The organism is Chryseobacterium taeanense, from assembly GCF_900099685.1.
Taxonomy (GTDB): Bacteria; Bacteroidota; Bacteroidia; order Flavobacteriales; family Weeksellaceae; genus Chryseobacterium; species Chryseobacterium taeanense.
The window spans coordinates 107,632-124,496 of sequence record NZ_FNDW01000006.1 but is presented as its reverse complement, the minus strand read 5'-3'; the positions used below and the strand labels follow the sequence as shown (position 1 = coordinate 124,496).

The 16,865-nt window shown below is 36.1% G+C and carries 14 protein-coding genes; 4 read left to right on the top strand and 10 right to left on the bottom strand.

Going from position 1 to position 16,865, the window contains the following annotated elements:
• Positions 1-50: 50 nt before the first annotated feature.
• The 5 genes from rodA to BLR30_RS10175 are packed head-to-tail and all read right to left on the bottom strand — an operon-like array spanning position 51 to position 5,719.
• Complete coding sequence (rodA, locus tag BLR30_RS10195; RefSeq protein ID WP_089857872.1) at positions 51-1,280, bottom strand: rod shape-determining protein RodA; 1,230 nt, start codon at positions 1,278-1,280, stop codon at positions 51-53.
• Positions 1,277-3,316 (bottom strand): peptidoglycan D,D-transpeptidase FtsI family protein, encoded by a 2,040-nt coding sequence (locus BLR30_RS10190; RefSeq protein WP_089857869.1) that lies wholly within the window; start codon positions 3,314-3,316, stop codon positions 1,277-1,279. The genes rodA and BLR30_RS10190 overlap by 4 nt, the downstream gene beginning before the upstream one ends.
• The gene (locus BLR30_RS10185; protein ID WP_089857866.1) at positions 3,313-3,819 is read right to left on the bottom strand and encodes a rod shape-determining protein MreD; all 507 of its coding nucleotides are present in this window, start codon (positions 3,817-3,819) and stop codon (positions 3,313-3,315) included. The genes BLR30_RS10190 and BLR30_RS10185 overlap by 4 nt, the downstream gene beginning before the upstream one ends.
• A complete protein-coding gene (mreC, locus tag BLR30_RS10180) occupies positions 3,812-4,666 on the bottom strand; it encodes a rod shape-determining protein MreC (RefSeq protein WP_089857863.1) in 855 nt (284 codons plus the stop codon). The genes BLR30_RS10185 and mreC overlap by 8 nt, the downstream gene beginning before the upstream one ends.
• Before the next feature lie 27 nt (positions 4,667-4,693).
• Positions 4,694-5,719, bottom strand: a complete 1,026-nt coding sequence (locus BLR30_RS10175; protein ID WP_027381028.1) for a rod shape-determining protein — start codon at positions 5,717-5,719, stop codon at positions 4,694-4,696.
• 407 nt (positions 5,720-6,126) lie between these two features.
• On the opposite strand from BLR30_RS10175, the gene hemA reads away from it, so the two are divergent.
• Genes hemA through hemE form a run of 4 tightly spaced genes read left to right on the top strand, consistent with a single transcriptional unit; the run spans position 6,127 to position 10,097 of the window.
• The gene (gene hemA / locus BLR30_RS10170; RefSeq protein WP_089857860.1) at positions 6,127-7,401 is read left to right on the top strand and encodes a glutamyl-tRNA reductase; all 1,275 of its coding nucleotides are present in this window, start codon (positions 6,127-6,129) and stop codon (positions 7,399-7,401) included.
• Entirely contained in the window at positions 7,388-8,296 is a 909-nt protein-coding gene (hemC, locus tag BLR30_RS10165; protein ID WP_089857857.1) for a hydroxymethylbilane synthase, read from the top strand. The genes hemA and hemC overlap by 14 nt, the downstream gene beginning before the upstream one ends.
• A gap of 39 nt (positions 8,297-8,335) precedes the next feature.
• Positions 8,336-9,019, top strand: coding sequence for a uroporphyrinogen-III synthase (locus BLR30_RS10160; RefSeq protein ID WP_089857853.1), 684 nt, complete (start codon positions 8,336-8,338; stop codon positions 9,017-9,019).
• 40 nt (positions 9,020-9,059) lie between these two features.
• A complete protein-coding gene (hemE, locus tag BLR30_RS10155) occupies positions 9,060-10,097 on the top strand; it encodes a uroporphyrinogen decarboxylase (RefSeq protein ID WP_089857850.1) in 1,038 nt (345 codons plus the stop codon).
• A 76-nt stretch (positions 10,098-10,173) separates the two neighbouring features.
• Here hemE and BLR30_RS10150 read toward each other — a convergent pair whose 3' ends face one another.
• The 5 genes from BLR30_RS10150 to BLR30_RS10130 form a co-directional block, all read right to left on the bottom strand.
• Positions 10,174-10,896 (bottom strand): ABC transporter ATP-binding protein, encoded by a 723-nt coding sequence (locus BLR30_RS10150; RefSeq protein WP_089857847.1) that lies wholly within the window; start codon positions 10,894-10,896, stop codon positions 10,174-10,176.
• 1 nt (position 10,897) lies between these two features.
• Positions 10,898-12,364: a DUF5687 family protein gene (locus BLR30_RS10145; protein ID WP_089858315.1), complete on the bottom strand. Its 1,467-nt coding sequence runs from the start codon at positions 12,362-12,364 to the stop codon at positions 10,898-10,900.
• A 303-nt stretch (positions 12,365-12,667) separates the two neighbouring features.
• Complete coding sequence (locus BLR30_RS10140; RefSeq protein WP_089857845.1) at positions 12,668-13,036, bottom strand: hypothetical protein; 369 nt, start codon at positions 13,034-13,036, stop codon at positions 12,668-12,670.
• Positions 13,033-14,595, bottom strand: a complete 1,563-nt coding sequence (locus BLR30_RS10135; protein ID WP_139164616.1) for a hypothetical protein — start codon at positions 14,593-14,595, stop codon at positions 13,033-13,035. Before BLR30_RS10135 ends, BLR30_RS10140 begins: the two co-directional genes overlap by 4 nt.
• A gap of 559 nt (positions 14,596-15,154) precedes the next feature.
• On the bottom strand, positions 15,155-16,804 hold the full coding sequence (locus tag BLR30_RS10130; protein ID WP_089857839.1) for a DNA repair protein RecN: 1,650 nt from the start codon (positions 16,802-16,804) through the stop codon (positions 15,155-15,157).
• Positions 16,805-16,865 lie beyond the last annotated feature (61 nt).

The window sequence follows — 16,865 nt, the reverse complement described above, 5'->3', positions numbered from 1 at the left end:
CTAGATTCCGGATTGTAAACTTCAAGTTTCCATCATTCTGCTTCCAACCTTTACACCAAACTATTCTTATCTGAATAATTTAGTTTAAAGAAAATGAAAGTCATGATCGAGAAAGCAAGCAGTGAGCTTCCTCCGTAACTGAAATAGGGCAACGGAATCCCAACGGTAGGAAAAAGTCCCATAACCATCCCTAAATTGATCGTAAAGTGCATAAGAAGGATTGAGGCAAAGCAATACCCGAAAACCCGATTGAAACCCGATTTTTGCTGTTCTGCAAGATAGTATATCCTTCCGATGAAGATCATATAACAAAGAATCAGCACGGCGCTTCCTGCAAAGCCCCATTCTTCCCCTACGGTACAGAAAATATAATCGGTCTCCTGTTCTGGAACGAATTTTCCCTGGGTAACGGATCCTTCACGATAACCTTTCCCCCAAAGCCCGCCGGATCCAATAGCTGTTTTTGAATATAATAAATTGTAACCCGATGTATCTCTGAAAGCTTTTTCGCCTTTGTATAAAACTTCTATTCTTTCTCTCTGATGCTTAGGCAATTTTTCTAAAATATAAGGTGAGCCAAATGCCAGCCCGCAAAGAAGTACCACAGAGCCTACAATTCCTGAGATCGAAATGATGTTCCAGGACATTTTGTAATAATTCATGGCAATCCAACCTGCTACGATGAGAACAATGGAGATGGCAACCCAGATAGGATTTACGGCTAGTGAAATCAGGAAAACGCCGGCAAAAAGAAAACCAATGCCAAATAATAATCCGCTCATCCCTTCACGATATAAGGCGATAAAAAAGGCAATAAAAACCAGCATCGACCCCACATCCGGAATTGCCAGAACAACCACAGCGGGAATCCCTACGATAGCCAGCGTCGTCAGTAAGGATTTTCTGTTTTTTAAATTAAACTCAGGTCCGGAAACATAATTGGAAAGCATCAGGGCAGTTCCTATTTTAGCAAATTCTACAGGCTGCATGGTAAAACTTCCGAATTTGTACCAGTTTTTCTGTCCTAGAATTTCTTTACCAAAAGGGAAAAGACCAACGAGAAGCAGTACGCCACCTATATAGATGATCCCGGACATATTCTCGAAAAACTTACTTCTTCCAACAAAAATAACAAGACCTACAAACAAGGAAATACAAAAGAAGACCAACTGTTTTTCTCCTAATTTCTGATCGACACTGTAGATATTTGCAATGGCAAAAATGCAAAGCAGAAAATACAGGCCAAGACCTAATTTATCTATTCCTTCTGCCCATTTCATTGCTTAACCGGTTTTGTATTTTTTAGATTCTTTTTTTCGTCTTCTATCTTTTTCTGCATCTTCTTTTTCTGTTCATTCACCAGTTTTAAACTGTCCTGAATTCTCTTCTGTCTGATAGAATCTTCATTTGGCTTGTAAAGACCTTTACGTTTGAGATCGGCAATCCACTGTCTTTTGTATTCAGGCATAAAACTTGAGGTCACCATCTTCTTATAGAGATGTTCACGTTTGATGTCTCCCGTAATATACTTTTCAGCAATAATTGTCGCTGCCGGTCCTGCCCATGTTGCCCCAAATCCCGCATGTTCCATCACTGCAGCTACAACGATCTTAGGCTTATCTGCAGGAGCAATCAATACGAAAATCGAATTATCCTTTCCCTGAGGAACCTGTGCTGTGCCTGTTTTTGCAAGTTGTGTGAAATCGCTTGACTTTAGACCGCGTGCGGTACCATTTAAAACAACCGCTTCCATTCCTTTCAAAACGGGGTCAAAATACTTTTTATCGACTAATGTCTGATGTTTCTTTTTAAATCTAGGATCAGGATTTGGCTTTCCATCAATTGCTTTTACGATATGAGGCGTGTAATACCATCCTTTATTGGCAATCGCAGAAACATAATTGGCAAGCTGAAGTGGTGTTACCAGAACATCTCCCTGACCCATGCCGTTGTAGATGGCTCCGGTAGACATTTCGTCCCAGTTTTTGAAATCTGTTCTTTTTGAACCACTGGCTTTCATGATAGCCTTGAATCTATTTTCATAAAAATCCCCTGAAGGAATTCGACCTCTTGCCCCTACCGCAAAATCATTATTTAAAAACTCACCAACCCCAAAGCTGCTCATGATCTTCTTCCATTCATCAACACCTCTTGACGGATTTCCAGGGTACTTTTTAATAATAGCAATAAAAGCATACGTAAAAAAACAGTTGCTGGAAACCTGAATCGAAGGAATCAGAGGATCTGCTCCTCCGTGGCCTTTAATTCTTTTTCCTTTATAATAAAACCCGCCACCACAAGGAAAGATGGTATTTTCATCCATTACGCCCATCTGCATGGCAGCAAGAGCTGTTAACAATTTAAATGTAGATCCTGGCGGATAAGCTGCCTGAAGAGATCTGTCGAAAGTCGGTTTATTTTCGTAAATAGTGTCTTTTGAAAGAGCATATAAATTCTTTGATTTATTCGGACCGGTAAAACGGTTGGGGTCAATATCCGGACCGGTTGCGGCAACCAAGACTTCACCATTATTCGGATCAATCGCTACAATTGCACCGTGTTTGTTGACCATCATTTCCTCTGCAATTCTCTGCAAATCATAGTCAATAGTAAGAGTGATATCCTTTCCGGTAACCACATCTTTGTCTAAGGAACCGTTTTTATAAGGACCTACATTCCGTAATTTAATATCTTTCTGAATGTATTTCATTCCTTTTATTCCGCGAAGCTCCTTTTCATAAGCCTTTTCGATTCCCGTTTTACCGATGAAATCTCCCGGAAGATAATAAGCAGAATCTTTTTTAATTTCTCTCTCATTCACCTCACTGGTATAACCTAAAAGGTTTCCGGAAGTTGATACTTCATACTGCCGCTGTGGTCTTGAAACGATACTGAAGGCGGGATATTTGAATATAATTTCCTGAACTCTTGCAATATCTTCTCTGCTGAGGCTTTTCATGAAGGTCATCGGGGTGAGCTTGGAGTAATATTTTTCTTTTTTGATATTGTCAATTGTTTTGATGAAATCATTTTTTGAAATTTTCATCAGACTACAGAATGCGATTGTATCAAAATCAGGTCTCATCAGTGCCTGAGTGAAAGATATTTCATAAGCAGGCTGATTTCCCACCATGATTTTACCGTTTCTGTCGAAAATTACACCGCGTTGAGGAATAACGTATTCAATTTTAATGGAGGTATTGGCTGCATTCAGTGCGTATCTATCTGTAAATAATTGTAAATAAGCAAGCCTCGCCACAAAAATTGAAGCGATGACGATGAGAACGGAAAAAATTTTTAAATAACGTGTGTTCAAACTTTTTGTTTGATTTTAAATATTAATGCGTAAATAACTATAAATATAAACGAAATTATACTGGTTACCACTACATTAAATAATATTTCAAAAAATCTACTCAGCTTAAAGAACTCGATATACTGTACAAAAAGCTGATGTAAAAAGATACTTGTAAATAAAAACAGCAAAAACTGCGCCCATTGCAGGGACTGAAAAGAGAAAAAATCGGTAGAAGTATCGGTAGAAGTCCTGAATATCAAGGTTCTGAAATAGGCAATTAAGGTTGTTGCAAAAGCATTAATTCCCCAGGAAAAAAGAAATGCATCAACCGACAAACCGATCAGAAAGCTTAAAGCCAAAAACTGAAATTTATTTCTGAAAAAAGGATAGAACATAACAAATACCGGATAAAGTACCGGGGTGTACTTTCCGAAAAAGGTGATTCGGTTCAATACAAAAATTTGTAATGCAACCAGAAAAATCATGATTAATATGTCCGTAAATAAAGTCCTGCTAATCATCTTCCTTTTTTATTACAGATTGCATGGTATCCTGAATCTTTTGTACTTCCGCTTTTTTAAGATTTTTAACGATATATACTTTGTTCAGAGCTCCCATTTTCTCGCTCAGTTCCACTGAAATGTCCCAAAATCCGGTCTTATTATCTACGGAATAACCGGCGATGGTGCCGATCATTAAACCTTTAGGAAAAATTGCAGATTTTCCGTCTGTTACGACAGTATCCCCAACTTTCAAAGCAACATATTTTGGTATGTCTGCAAGATGCATCACTCGTGAGTTGTCTCCATTCCAAGTCAGTGTCCCGAAATACCCCGAATTCTTCAGAGCAGCATTAATTCTGATTTTATTTACACTCAACACCGACTGCACCAAAGCGTAGCTGTCAGTAGAATTGATTACAATTCCCGCAATTCCTTTAGGAGCCATAACCCCCATCTGCGGAAATACGCCGTCACGTCTTCCGCGGTTGACTGTAAAATAATTATTTCTTCTGTTGATGCTGTTGAAAACAATTTCTCCGTCTACAAAGGTGTAAATCTGTCCACCACCTAATGTATCGTGTACTTTTCTGAACTGAGGGTTTGTTGCTCCTTGTTTTCCGTACAGTTCCAGCATCAAAGCCTTATTTTGAGCTACGAGATCTTCATTAGTTTGCTTTAGCTTAAGATATGAAACTCCTTCATCAATATATCCGGAAACCCACGAATTCAAGGCCGCGGACTGTCCTGCGATCCAAGATCTCTGCATGGCATTTTTAGAGAATATCAGAATCAAAGCAATAATTTGCAGAAATATAAAGAAGACAAAAAGTGCATTCTTGGAAAATAATCTCAGCAAAAATCCCATTCAGATATGTGTCGTAAAAAGTTAGAATTATTTAATTAAGAAATTGAATTTATCCATATTCTTAAGAGCGATACCCGTTCCGCGAACAACAGCTCTCAACGGATCTTCTGCAACGAATACAGGAAGACCAGTTTTTTTATGCAATCTGTCCGCTAAACCTCTCAGTAAAGCACCTCCTCCGGCTAAATAAATTCCTGTTTTGTAAATATCAGCAGCCAATTCAGGAGGCGTAAGTGAAAGCGTTTCCATTACCGCATCCTCGATTCTGATGATGGATTTATCCAATGCTCTGGCTATTTCTTTGTAGCCAACCATAATTTCTTTAGGCTTACCAGTAATAAGGTCTCTACCTTGTACAGGAATATCTTCGATATCAACATCAAGATCTTCAACAGCTGAACCCACTTCAATTTTGATTCTTTCCGCAGTTCTTTCTCCGATATAAAGGTTGTGATGTGTTCTTAAGTAATAAGCAATATCGTTGGTAAATACATCACCTGCAATTTTCACAGATTTATCACAAACAATACCACCTAAAGCAACCACTGCAATTTCAGTTGTACCACCACCTATATCGATAATCATATTACCTTCAGGCTTCTGTACATCAATTCCAACCCCTATAGCGGCAGCCATTGGTTCGTAAATCAAACGTACTTCTTTGGCGTTTACTTTTTGAGCCGAATCTCTTACCGCTCTTTTTTCAACCTCTGTGATTCCGGAAGGAATACAGATCACGATTCTCAATGCCGGCTGAATGAATTTACCTTTAATTCCCGGAATTTTTTTGATAAATTCCTTAATCATGTGTTCAGAAGCATGGAAATCGGCAATCACCCCATCTTTCAAAGGGCGGATTGTTTTGATATCCTCGTGAGTTTTACCCTGCATATGTTTTGCCTGTTCACCCACGGCAATCGGTCTGCCTGTAGAACGTTCTATCGCAACAATCGAAGGCTGATCTATAACAATTTTATTATTATGGATGATAAGGGTATTGGCGGTACCAAGGTCTATCGCAATCTCTTGCGTAAACATATCGAATAAACTCATACTTTTACTTCTGATTTTTTAAAGAGTTACAAAGATATAAATTTAAGACGTGCAAAGAAATTTCGTGTGAAGATAATTTGGTTAAAATTTTATTAAAATTTGTAATCACCTATTAACTTTCAGTTTAAGTATTTACAGACCCCGATTTCAACCAGATTTAAGATGCATACTGACCACAAAAGGATTATCAATGAATGTTTCTTCCAAACAGGGCTGTGAAAGATTTAAAATTAAAAAATAAATCCTAATTTTTTAACATTAAATAGTTTGAATGATAAGATTTCAACCATGTTTTTTTAATGAATAAATTTATTATTTAGAATAAACCCAAAATAGTTTTTTACGATAATTATCATATACATTTTCAGAAAACGATTTATCAAAAAAAACGTAAATTTGCCCCGCTTATGTTACAGTATTCAAACATACATCAGACATCTAATTTTGCTGTACTTTCCATCAGTTTTGAGAAAGCCGATGTAGAAACGAGGGGGAAATTTGCATTTTTTGATGAAAATATCAAAAATTTTGTCACCCGGATTCATAATGAAGATTTAGGGGATGCATTTGTTGTTTCTACCTGTAACAGGACCGAGATTTATACCACTTCTCCCAACTACCTTTTGGTTGCAGAAGAATACTGCAAAACAATCGGGGTAAATCTGATGGATTTTCTTCAATTTGCCAATATCCTTACCAAAGAAGAAGCTTTAATTCATCTTTTCAGGGTAGCGGCGGGACTGGAAAGCCAGATTATCGGGGATTTTGAAATTATCGGACAGATTAAAAAAGCATACAGCAGGTTCAGAAAAGAAAGACAGAATTCTAATCCTTATCTGGAAAGAGCCATTAATGCAGCCATTCAGATTTCTAAGAGAATCAAAAATGAAACAGGAATATCCAACGGTGCGGCTTCGGTTTCTTATGCGGCGGTTCATTATATTTTAAACAATCAGAAAAGACTTACGGAAAAGAATATTCTTCTTCTCGGGGTGGGCGAAATAGGACAAAATACAGTGGAGAACCTTGTAAAACACGTCTATCAGCCAAAAATTAAAATCGCCAACAGAACACAGGAAACTGCCGAAAAAATTTCTGAAAAATATCAGATTCCTCATATCGATTATGCTGAATTCGATTATGAACTGAAACAGACTGATATTCTGATTGTAGCCACGGGAGCCAGACATCCTATCGTTAACAAATCTCATTTTCCGAACGGAAAAGAAACGCTGGTGATCGACCTTTCGATTCCGAACAATGTTGATAAAGATGTTACAGAGAATAAAAATGTAACTTTAATTGATGTTGATGAACTTTCAAAACAGATTCAGGAAACCATTCAGCAAAGAGAGAAAGAAATTCCAAAAGCTGAACAGATCATTAAGGAACTGATGAAAGACTTTCTGGAATGGGAGAAAAAGAGAAAGCTGGCACCAAATATTCATCATTTCAAAGCGGTTTTAAAGAATATGGAGCGCAATGAAATGCATAATTTTTACAAAAAAAATAAATATATAAACATCACGGATATGGAACTTTCTGACAAGATGATTCAGAAAATTACCAATCGTTTTGCAAAATATATCATCGATAATCCGTTAAAAGCCGAAGAAATTAGTAAATTAATGCACGAAATATTAGTTGAACAACCAAACAACGAATTTAATGAAAAGCATTAGAATCGGAACCAGAAATTCCGCACTTGCACTTTGGCAGGCGAGAGAAGTTGCGAGGCATCTTCAAAACAACAATTATTTAACGGAAATTGTTCCTATTGTATCTTCCGGCGATAAAAATCTTACACAGCCACTTTATTCATTAGGAATTACAGGCGTTTTTACACGAGATCTTGATATTGCATTATTAAATGACGAAATTGATATTGCTGTACACTCTCTGAAAGACGTACCAACCAATCTTCCGGAAAACCTTGAGATCGTAGCTTATCTGGAAAGAGATTATCCTCAGGACGTTTTAATAAGAAAAGAATCTGCAAAACATAAAGAATTTCATGAGCTTAAACTTGCCACAAGCAGTTTGAGGAGAAGGGCTTTCTGGCTTAAAAATTTTCCTGATGCCGAGTTTTCAGATATTCGTGGAAATATTCAGACAAGATTAAAGAAACTGGAAGAAGGGGATTTTGATGCAACCATTCTGTCTTTAGCCGGACTCAAAAGAATGAAAATGGATATCGATTATGAGATGATTCCTTTCATGATTCCAGCACCGTCACAAGGTGTTATTGCAGTAGCAGGCCATTCTGAGAAAAAAGAAATTAACGAAATCCTCAGTTCAATCAACCATGAGCGTACTCAGATCTGTGTAGAAATGGAAAGAAACTTTCTGAATACACTGGAAGGAGGTTGTACCGCACCAATCGGTGCCTTTGCTGAAGTTTTTGAGGATCAGATCCGTTTTAAAGCTGCTCTTTGCTCTCTGGATGGTAAAAACTGTATTGCTACAGATGAAAATTTTATCTACAACGAAGAAGAAAACTTCGGAGAAAAATTTGCGAAAGCAGTTCTTGAGAATGGAGGAAAAGAGCTGATGGCAGAGATTAAAGATCATTTCTAAACTTTCTCACCAGGCTTACGGCCTAAAAACCCACAATAAATGAAAATCTTATTTACCAAAAATATAGACCGTACTATTATATCCAGAGAATTGGGATACGATATTCCGGTTGATTGTGTTGAGGTAATCAGAACAAAAACAGTAAAGCTAAAACCTTTTGATCTAAAAGATAAATCATTGATTTTTACCAGTATTAATGGTGTGAATTCATTTTTTCAAAACGGATTCAGTCCCAATGAAGATTTCACAGAAAAAAATTATAACAAAATCTACTGTGTCGGCGAAAAAACAAAAAAAGAAGTACGCAAAAATGGGTTCGGAACTTTCAAAGTGCTTAAAAATGCAGACACACTCGCAAAATTTATCACCGGAAAATGCCAGCATGAAAGCTTTCTGCACTTTTGCGGAAACCTTGCTATAAATATTCTCGACAACGACCTTCCGCTGCAAAATATTAAATACAAAAAAGTTACCGTCTACCATACTGAAGAAATTAATCCGCAGATAAATGAAAAATATCATGCTGCCGTTTTTTTTAGTCCGAGCGGAGTTCGTAGTTTTGCAAAGCATAATTCTCTGGAAGGCTTGACTTTGATATCCATTGGCGAAACAACTTCCCGGGAACTTAGAAAATACACTTCAGAAAAAGTTTTAACCTCGGAAGAAAACAATCTTCTATCCGTTCTTAAACTGATTCGAAAAGAAGTTTTAAACAAAGACTGATATATAATTGTTCATTGGCGACAATGATATTTAATTGATTATGATTAAAAACGACCTATATTTAAAAGCGCTTCGCGGGGAAACCGTAGAAAGACCTCCGGTGTGGATGATGAGACAGGCCGGAAGATATCTGCCGGAATTTATTGCCCTTCGCGACAAATACGATTTCTTCACAAGGTGTCAGACTCCTGAGCTTGCTTCTGAGATTACTGTGCAGCCAATCAGAAGATTTCCGCTGGATGCAGCTATTCTTTTTTCAGACATTCTTGTGGTTCCGCAGGCAATGGGAATTGATTTTAAAATGAAAGAATCCGTAGGGCCGTGGCTAGATACTCCTATCAGAACGATGGAACAGGTTCAGCAAGTTGTGGTTCCGGATGTAAATGATACTTTAGGATACGTTTTTGATGCAATTGAGCTTACCTTACAGAAATTAAACAATGAAATTCCACTGATCGGTTTTGCCGGTTCTCCATGGACGATCCTTTGCTATTGTGTGGAAGGAAAAGGAAGTAAGGCTTTTGATATTGCTAAATCTTTCTGTTTCCAACAGCCGGAAGCAGCACATCTTCTTCTTCAGAAGATCACGGATACGACGATTGCTTATTTAAAAAGAAAAGTTGAAAAAGGCGTTTCTGCTGTTCAGGTTTTCGATTCGTGGGGCGGAATGCTTTCTCCTGCAGATTATCAGGAATTTTCTTGGAAATATATTAACCAGATTGTTGAAGCATTAAGTCCTTTAACTCACGTTGTGGTTTTTGGAAAAGGATGCTGGTTTGCTTTGGAAGACATGGCGCAATCTCCTGTTTCGGCATTAGGTGTGGACTGGACGATCACTCCGGAGTTTGCAAGAACGCTTACTAACCATACGATGACTCTTCAGGGAAATTTTGATCCTGCAAGATTGCATTCAACACCTGAAACGATCAAAAAAATGGTGACTGAAATGATTAACCGTTTCGGGAAAGACCGATATATTGCCAATCTTGGCCACGGAATTTTACCGAATATTCCTGTTGAAAATGCAGAAGCATTCATCAGAGCGGCGGTCGATTGGAAACCGAATATTGAGTTTTAATTATATTTTACTTTAAATAATAAAGTCCTCTTTCAGCCAGTGAAAGAGGACTTTTTATTAATATCTTTATGATATATTAAATATTTTCCACAGGCTTCGAAATCTGATCTGCAAAATACTGCTCCAATTCTCTCAGTGTCTCAGGGTTGGTCTGGATATCTTTCACGAGTTGTCCCTTATTCACAACAACAATCCGGTTGCATACTTCTGTTGTATGCGAAAGATCATGGCTTGAGATCAGGAATGTCACACCGTCCTGTTTTGAAAGTTCTTTAATAAGATTTTTCAGTTTAATTTGCGTTGATGGATCCAGGTTGGCAAAAGGTTCATCCAGAATGATAATCTCGGGATTGCCTAAAATTGCTCCTACTATTCCTACTTTTTTCTGATTTCCTTTCGAGAGGTCGCGTACATATTTTCCGGAATTTAATATTTCCCCATTAAAAAGATCATGAAATTGCTTTAAAAACTCGTCTACAGAAGCTTTATTCTGCCCTCTCAGTTCGCCAATAAAGTAGAAATATTCTTCAGGAGTCAAATAGCCGATAAGGAAAGAGTCGTCTACAAAAGCAGAAACTTTGTTTTTCCAGGCTTCAGATTCGTTTACTTTGATTCCGTCGATGCTTACATATCCTGTTGTGGCCTGAATAAGATCCAGCATCAGGCTGAATAAGGTGGTTTTTCCTGCTCCATTGTTTCCTACCAACCCGAAGGTTTCGCCATTGGGAATTTCAAGGTTTTCTATGTTTAAAACGGTTGCTTTTCCGTAGGTCTTTGATAAGTTATGTATTGTAATCATATTAGTCTTTGTTTTTGAATGCTTCCAGTGTACTGTATTTTTCTACTTTATAATGTTTTACGATGATATTGAATATTTTCTCCCTCATGAAAAATCCCAAGAGGCCTAAAATGGCTACACTTACAACGCCTGCTTCAATTCCATAGAAATGCTGTACAATTCCAAAAACAGCCATTGGCAAAAACATTTTAGGAATCAATAAAAGCATGGATTTCAGATTGAAGCTGTTTTTTTGTCCGAATCTTTTCTCTTTAGAATTAAGGTCGATCTGCATTTTATTAAACGCTCCCGACCAAAGGGTAAACTGTGAATTCACCCCAATATTATAAATTCCTGCCGCAAAAAAAGTAAGGTACATTTCCCAGCCGAAATAAGCATAGCAGATTGCAAGTATCATTGAAGCAGCGGTTACAATATTCATGAGCCACCATTTTGCCTTCAGATATTCTTTATAGGGTACATTCAGCGTCATCATCAACGGATAATATGAGCTGTCGAACGCAGGCACTCTTTGCCCGAACAGAAACTGAAATCCTCCCGTTACAAAAAGTCCCATAAACATCATCATAGCGGGCGTTTTATAGATAGATGAAGTAAACATCAGCATTCCATAGAAAAGAAATAAAAGGCTTCCCCAGAGAATTCCTTTGGTAACCTTATTTCTCTTCAACATTTTAATATCATTGTTAATGAATGTTCCGATGGCACCGTATTTATTAAGGAAAGCGATATTTTCGGTTTTTCCAACGGTTTTCTTTGCTTCAAGTCCTTCATCCAGATAGAATACGTTCCGGATATGGTGATAACAAATTTTCCATAAGCCGAGGAAAAGGATAGCCGGAATAATCGCAAAATAAGGACTGTCATAAAAACTATAGAAGATTTTTTCAGAATATTCCAGCGCAGGAATAACGTTATAATAAGTAAGGCCTGCAATCACTGCAATAACACTTCCTACAACAATAGCTACCGTTTCTTTATCGTTAAAAAGAATATTGATAAAATTATTCAGGTAAAATAATAAGGAAATTCCGAAGAACCAGGCGATAACACCGATGGCATCATATCCGTTAAAAATCGCAATAATGGAAAAAGTAACAAAAAATAGGGAATTCAGCCAACTGAAAGCTGATAAGAAAGTCTTGACAAACATGTAGTTGACCAATGTCTTCTTAGAAATATTAAGTGTCAGAAAGGGTTTTATATTCTGAGTGGGCATTTCCTGCCAGATGTATTTAAAGATCAGATCAACTACCCAAGCCACAATTAAAAACCTGGAAACAACTTTCAGCGGATCCTGATGTATTTCTTCCTGGATGTAGAAAAAAGCACCGAACGCACCACCCACAAGACACACCATAAAGTAAAGAATTCCAATAAAGCGAAGAATCTTCATCGCCAGATTGATTCCTAATGAACTGCCTCGAAAAAAACTTTTGATTTCTAACCTTAGAAATTTTAAAAACATAGTTATCTTTTTTACATTAGTCAATATAAGGATAAAAATGTTACAGAAATTGAATTTATATGGATAGAAAAACAAAACCGCAGAGATTTCTGCGGTCTGAGTTTTTACTTTTTTTCTTAAAAATCTTATACAAAAAATATATTTATTATAATTATTTGTCATTTAATTAATCCAATTCAAGGACTTATTTCATTTGTTTCTATAAGTATTATATATAAATCATTTTTTATTCTTCAGCCCAAGAAATACTAATTGTATTTCCATTGACATTATTGTACTTGGCTTTAATAAGATATACTACTATCATTCATTAATTTTGTAAACAACTTTTATTTCTTTATTATTTACATTGAATATTTTATAAAATATTTTTATCTCTTTTGTATGTATGTTGTCTTCATTTAGCTTATAATAATTATAGTCAAAAGTCTTATCATTAATTGGAAAGCATATGTTTTTACCATCAACTGTAGTGTAAATTGCAGAAGTAAAATATTTTCTTTTGATATTTGATATTTTACTTAAATTGGATTTTTCATCACTATTTAAGCATACTTTACCTATATCTTGTACTTTTAATTGCAAAACACTTAAATCTGAATACTGAACTTTACAGCCTTGGAGCAATATGATGCCACTAATTACCAATATTTTAATTAAACACTTTCTCATTTCAATTTGCTTTTTCTAATTTGTGTTAAGATATAAATTAATCCGTTTGCATATGGAGTCGCGGAAGTTCCTGAGATTATACCTGTAGCTTGATTATAATAAAGTTTATTATTTGGATTGGCTCCTAAACTTGCACTTCCTGATGCGTTATCATAAAATGTAAAGTATTTACCAGAATTATCGGATCCCATACCTACTATAACTATAAAATGATCAGTAGTTTGATCAGCATTACCAGGGTGTCCGGGAGCATCATGTACACCAACAATAACAGGGATATTATTTGACAAAGCATATTTTAGATAACTTAGTCCTGCAATTAAATTAGATTGATTAACTCCAGTTTGTTCTCTATAAATTTGGTACGTTTGTCCTGGTGCACCATAGTTAGATATTTGAAATCCTTTTATTGCAATTTGTGCCTTCGCATAATCCATACAATTTCTTTTGATTCCGGGATATCCCCATCCAATGAAACTACCAATAGGTATTATACTAGGAATTGTAGGCCAATTTTGTTGTAATGGGTCAAAATTATCATAAACCGCAGTATCATACCCTCCCGTAGTGTTATTGTCATCATCTCCTAATGAAGTTTCATATATTGTTTTATTATACATGAGATATTCAAACTGCTCCCAAGTTGTTGAAGGATTTTGAATAAAAAAATTAATTCCCCAATACATAAAATTAGCAGTATCCACATTTTGGTTCGTCAAGAAATAAGCTCTTAAATTGTCTGCTTCCATCAAATGATTTTGCAGATAAGAAAACTGCTGTGTATTTAAGCTCTGCATACCGATCTGTGTAAGCATATAATTAATAGCACTGGGTGCGGGAAGACTATAAGCAGGATTGCTTCCTGCACCTCCATCCGGTCCGTAGCTTCCACCATTTCCTATTTCATTATAAAATTCATCCTGAAAACAACTGTTAATAATTTGTGTATCGTAATAAGCAGCATTAATTGTTCCTGCATAAGCACAGGGTTTTCCCGGAAAATGCAAACCTTCTATACAGGAGACTGGTGTAGTAATTACTGTATAACAGCCAATTGCTGTCTTAGCAGCATTCTTAGCGGCTGTTTTTGCAATCCCGTTCTCGAAAGAAAGACTAGATATAAGTTCTCCGTCGTAAGACTTATAATGTACAACACCAGAAAAGGTTGTAAGATCCAGATAAGGAATTGGTGTGCTAGAAATATACTGTGCTATAAAGAATGATTCCTTTTCTCCTGTAGTGTACACCAGTATCTCATAAACAATATCATCTTTTTTAGTAAAAGTACTGTAAGATGTTTTGTTGCCTTTCTTTACAACATCTACCGGTTGATTATCAAAAAGCAATGCAGCGTAAGAATTGGATTTTGAAAAGTAATTGGACGAGTTTATTTTCGTTTCTAGAAAATTTTTAAAAGCAGGAACGTCCTTCATGAGGTAAACCTTCGCTTTTTCTTTTTGATTTTCAGAAGAAAAACTGTCGGATGAGGCATCTTCTGTTCGGCAGCTGAACATAAATAAGATTAATCCCATAAGCATTATAAAATAACTTTTTTTCATTTGTTATTAATTTTTTTTCGAGTGTTAAATTATAATTTTTTTTGATATTTCAAGATAGGGAAAATCCTATATTTTTATTTTTTTTCTTACGGATTATTTTATCCCGACCTATTCAATATTTTCATCGCTTTTAGATTTTTTTTAATTAAATATTTTTTCTTATTTACAAAAATAAATTTGCAGTGCGACAAAACTGTCGTATTAATTTTAATAAAAAGCCTTAGACAAAAATTTATTGGGATATAGAATGAATGCAAAAGGCACGGAGCAAAAGCCGATCTGACAAAGAGGTACTGCGAAGAACCCAAAGACCAAGAAAGACTTCGCCCGTGCCAGTTATAGTACACGGGCGTAAGTCTATCAAAATTTGGTCTTTTAAGAAGATTCGCAGTTTTCTTTGTTCCAAATTGATAGCTTACGCTTGTTTCGTTAAAATTATAAATCAAAAGTAATCATTTTTTTGAAATGAAAAATAGCTTTATTTTTATGTTAAATAGATACCCAAATAAAAAAGACCTCTGAAAATCCAGAAGTCTGTTATCGTTTATTTCGTTAAAACCTACCCTATCAATTCTTTAGCCTGCGCCAAAGCTGCTTCTGTAATTTTGCTTCCCGAAAGAAGCTGGGCAATTTCGTTGAGTTTCTCTTTATCATTAAGTGGAACAATGGTAGATTGCGTTCTTCCGGCAACATCCTGTTTCACGACTTTATAATTGTTATTACCTTTTGCCGCTACCTGTGCGAGATGAGAAATGACGATCAATTGCATATCGGCAGACATTTCGCGCATCAGGTTTCCGATTTCTTCGGCCACTTTTCCGGAAACTCCGGTATCGATTTCGTCTAAAATCAATGTTGGAAGTTCATCACTTTCGGCAATAATCTTCTTTACAGCCAACATAACCCTGGATCTTTCACCCCCTGAAATGGCTGTCTGAATTGGTTTTAAAGGAAATCCGGAATTCGCCTGAAACAATAGTTGGATGTTCTCTTTTCCAAACTGATTGAATTCAGTTGAGTTTTGCAATTCAATATCAACCCTGGCTTTTTCAAGACCAAGTTTTTTCAATAATTCTTCTGCTTTTTTTATAAATACAGGAACGTTTTTCTTTCTGTTTTTTGAAAGTTTATCGGCAAGGTTCTGCAACGTTTTTTCTTTTCCGGAAATGTTCTCCGTGATATCAGCAATTTGTGCTTCTAAATCAGAAGCACCTTTTTGTTCGCCAGCCAGTTGATCCCTGATCTGCCTTAATTCAGCTATATCGGAAACATTATGTTTTACGAAGAGAGAATTGATTCTGTTATTCAATTCAGCAAGCAATGCTAAGTTTTCCGGATTGATCTCTATTTTCTCGGCTTCATCTTCAAGTTCGGAAATAATGTCTTTTAATTCAACAAAAGAAGTTTCCAGTCTTTCATTGAGTTCAGAAAAACTGCCGGAGACTTCCGCAATTTTGGAGAGTTTATTTTTGGCTTCATTAAAAAAAGATAAGATCCCGACTTCTTCCTGATGAAATCTGGATAATACCTGAGCAAGATTATCGGAAATCATTTCAGCGTTTTCCTGAATAGAAAGTTGGTTCTGAAGTTCTTCATAATCGACATTATCAAGATAAAGTTCTTCAAGTTCATTTAATAAAAAAGTTTTATAATCACTTTCTTTATTAGCTTCCGAAAGCTGTGTCTGTAGTTTTTTAAGTTGAATCTTTAAACTTTGGAAATCAGAAAATTCGTGTTGATAATCGTTGATGATCTGTTTGTTATCAGAAAGCCCGTCGATGATTTTAAACTGATATTCCGAAGTAAACAGATTGGAAGTTTCAAACTGAGAATGAATGTCTATCAGTTGGGAAGACAATTCTTTTAGAATATCCAATGTGACCGGAACATCATTAATAAATGCCCTTGACTTTCCGGAAGGTAAAATTTCTCTCCGGATGATTGTCTGATGTTCATAATCAAGATCGTTTTCAATAAAGAATTTTTTAAACTGATTATTGAGCGAAAATTCTGTTTCAACGATGCTTTTTTCTTCTGCTTTTGAGATGGATTTTGCATCTGCTCTTTCTCCAAGAATCAGCCGCAAGGCACCCAGAATAATAGACTTTCCGGCACCCGTTTCCCCGGTGATTACCTGCAAACCGTTGTGAAGAGATACTTCAAGCGTATCGATCAGGGCGAAATTTTTAATATAAATTCTCGAAAGCATTGATAATAGCGATTATTTTAGCTATTGCAAATATAGAACTTTAGATTTCAGAATTCAAGTG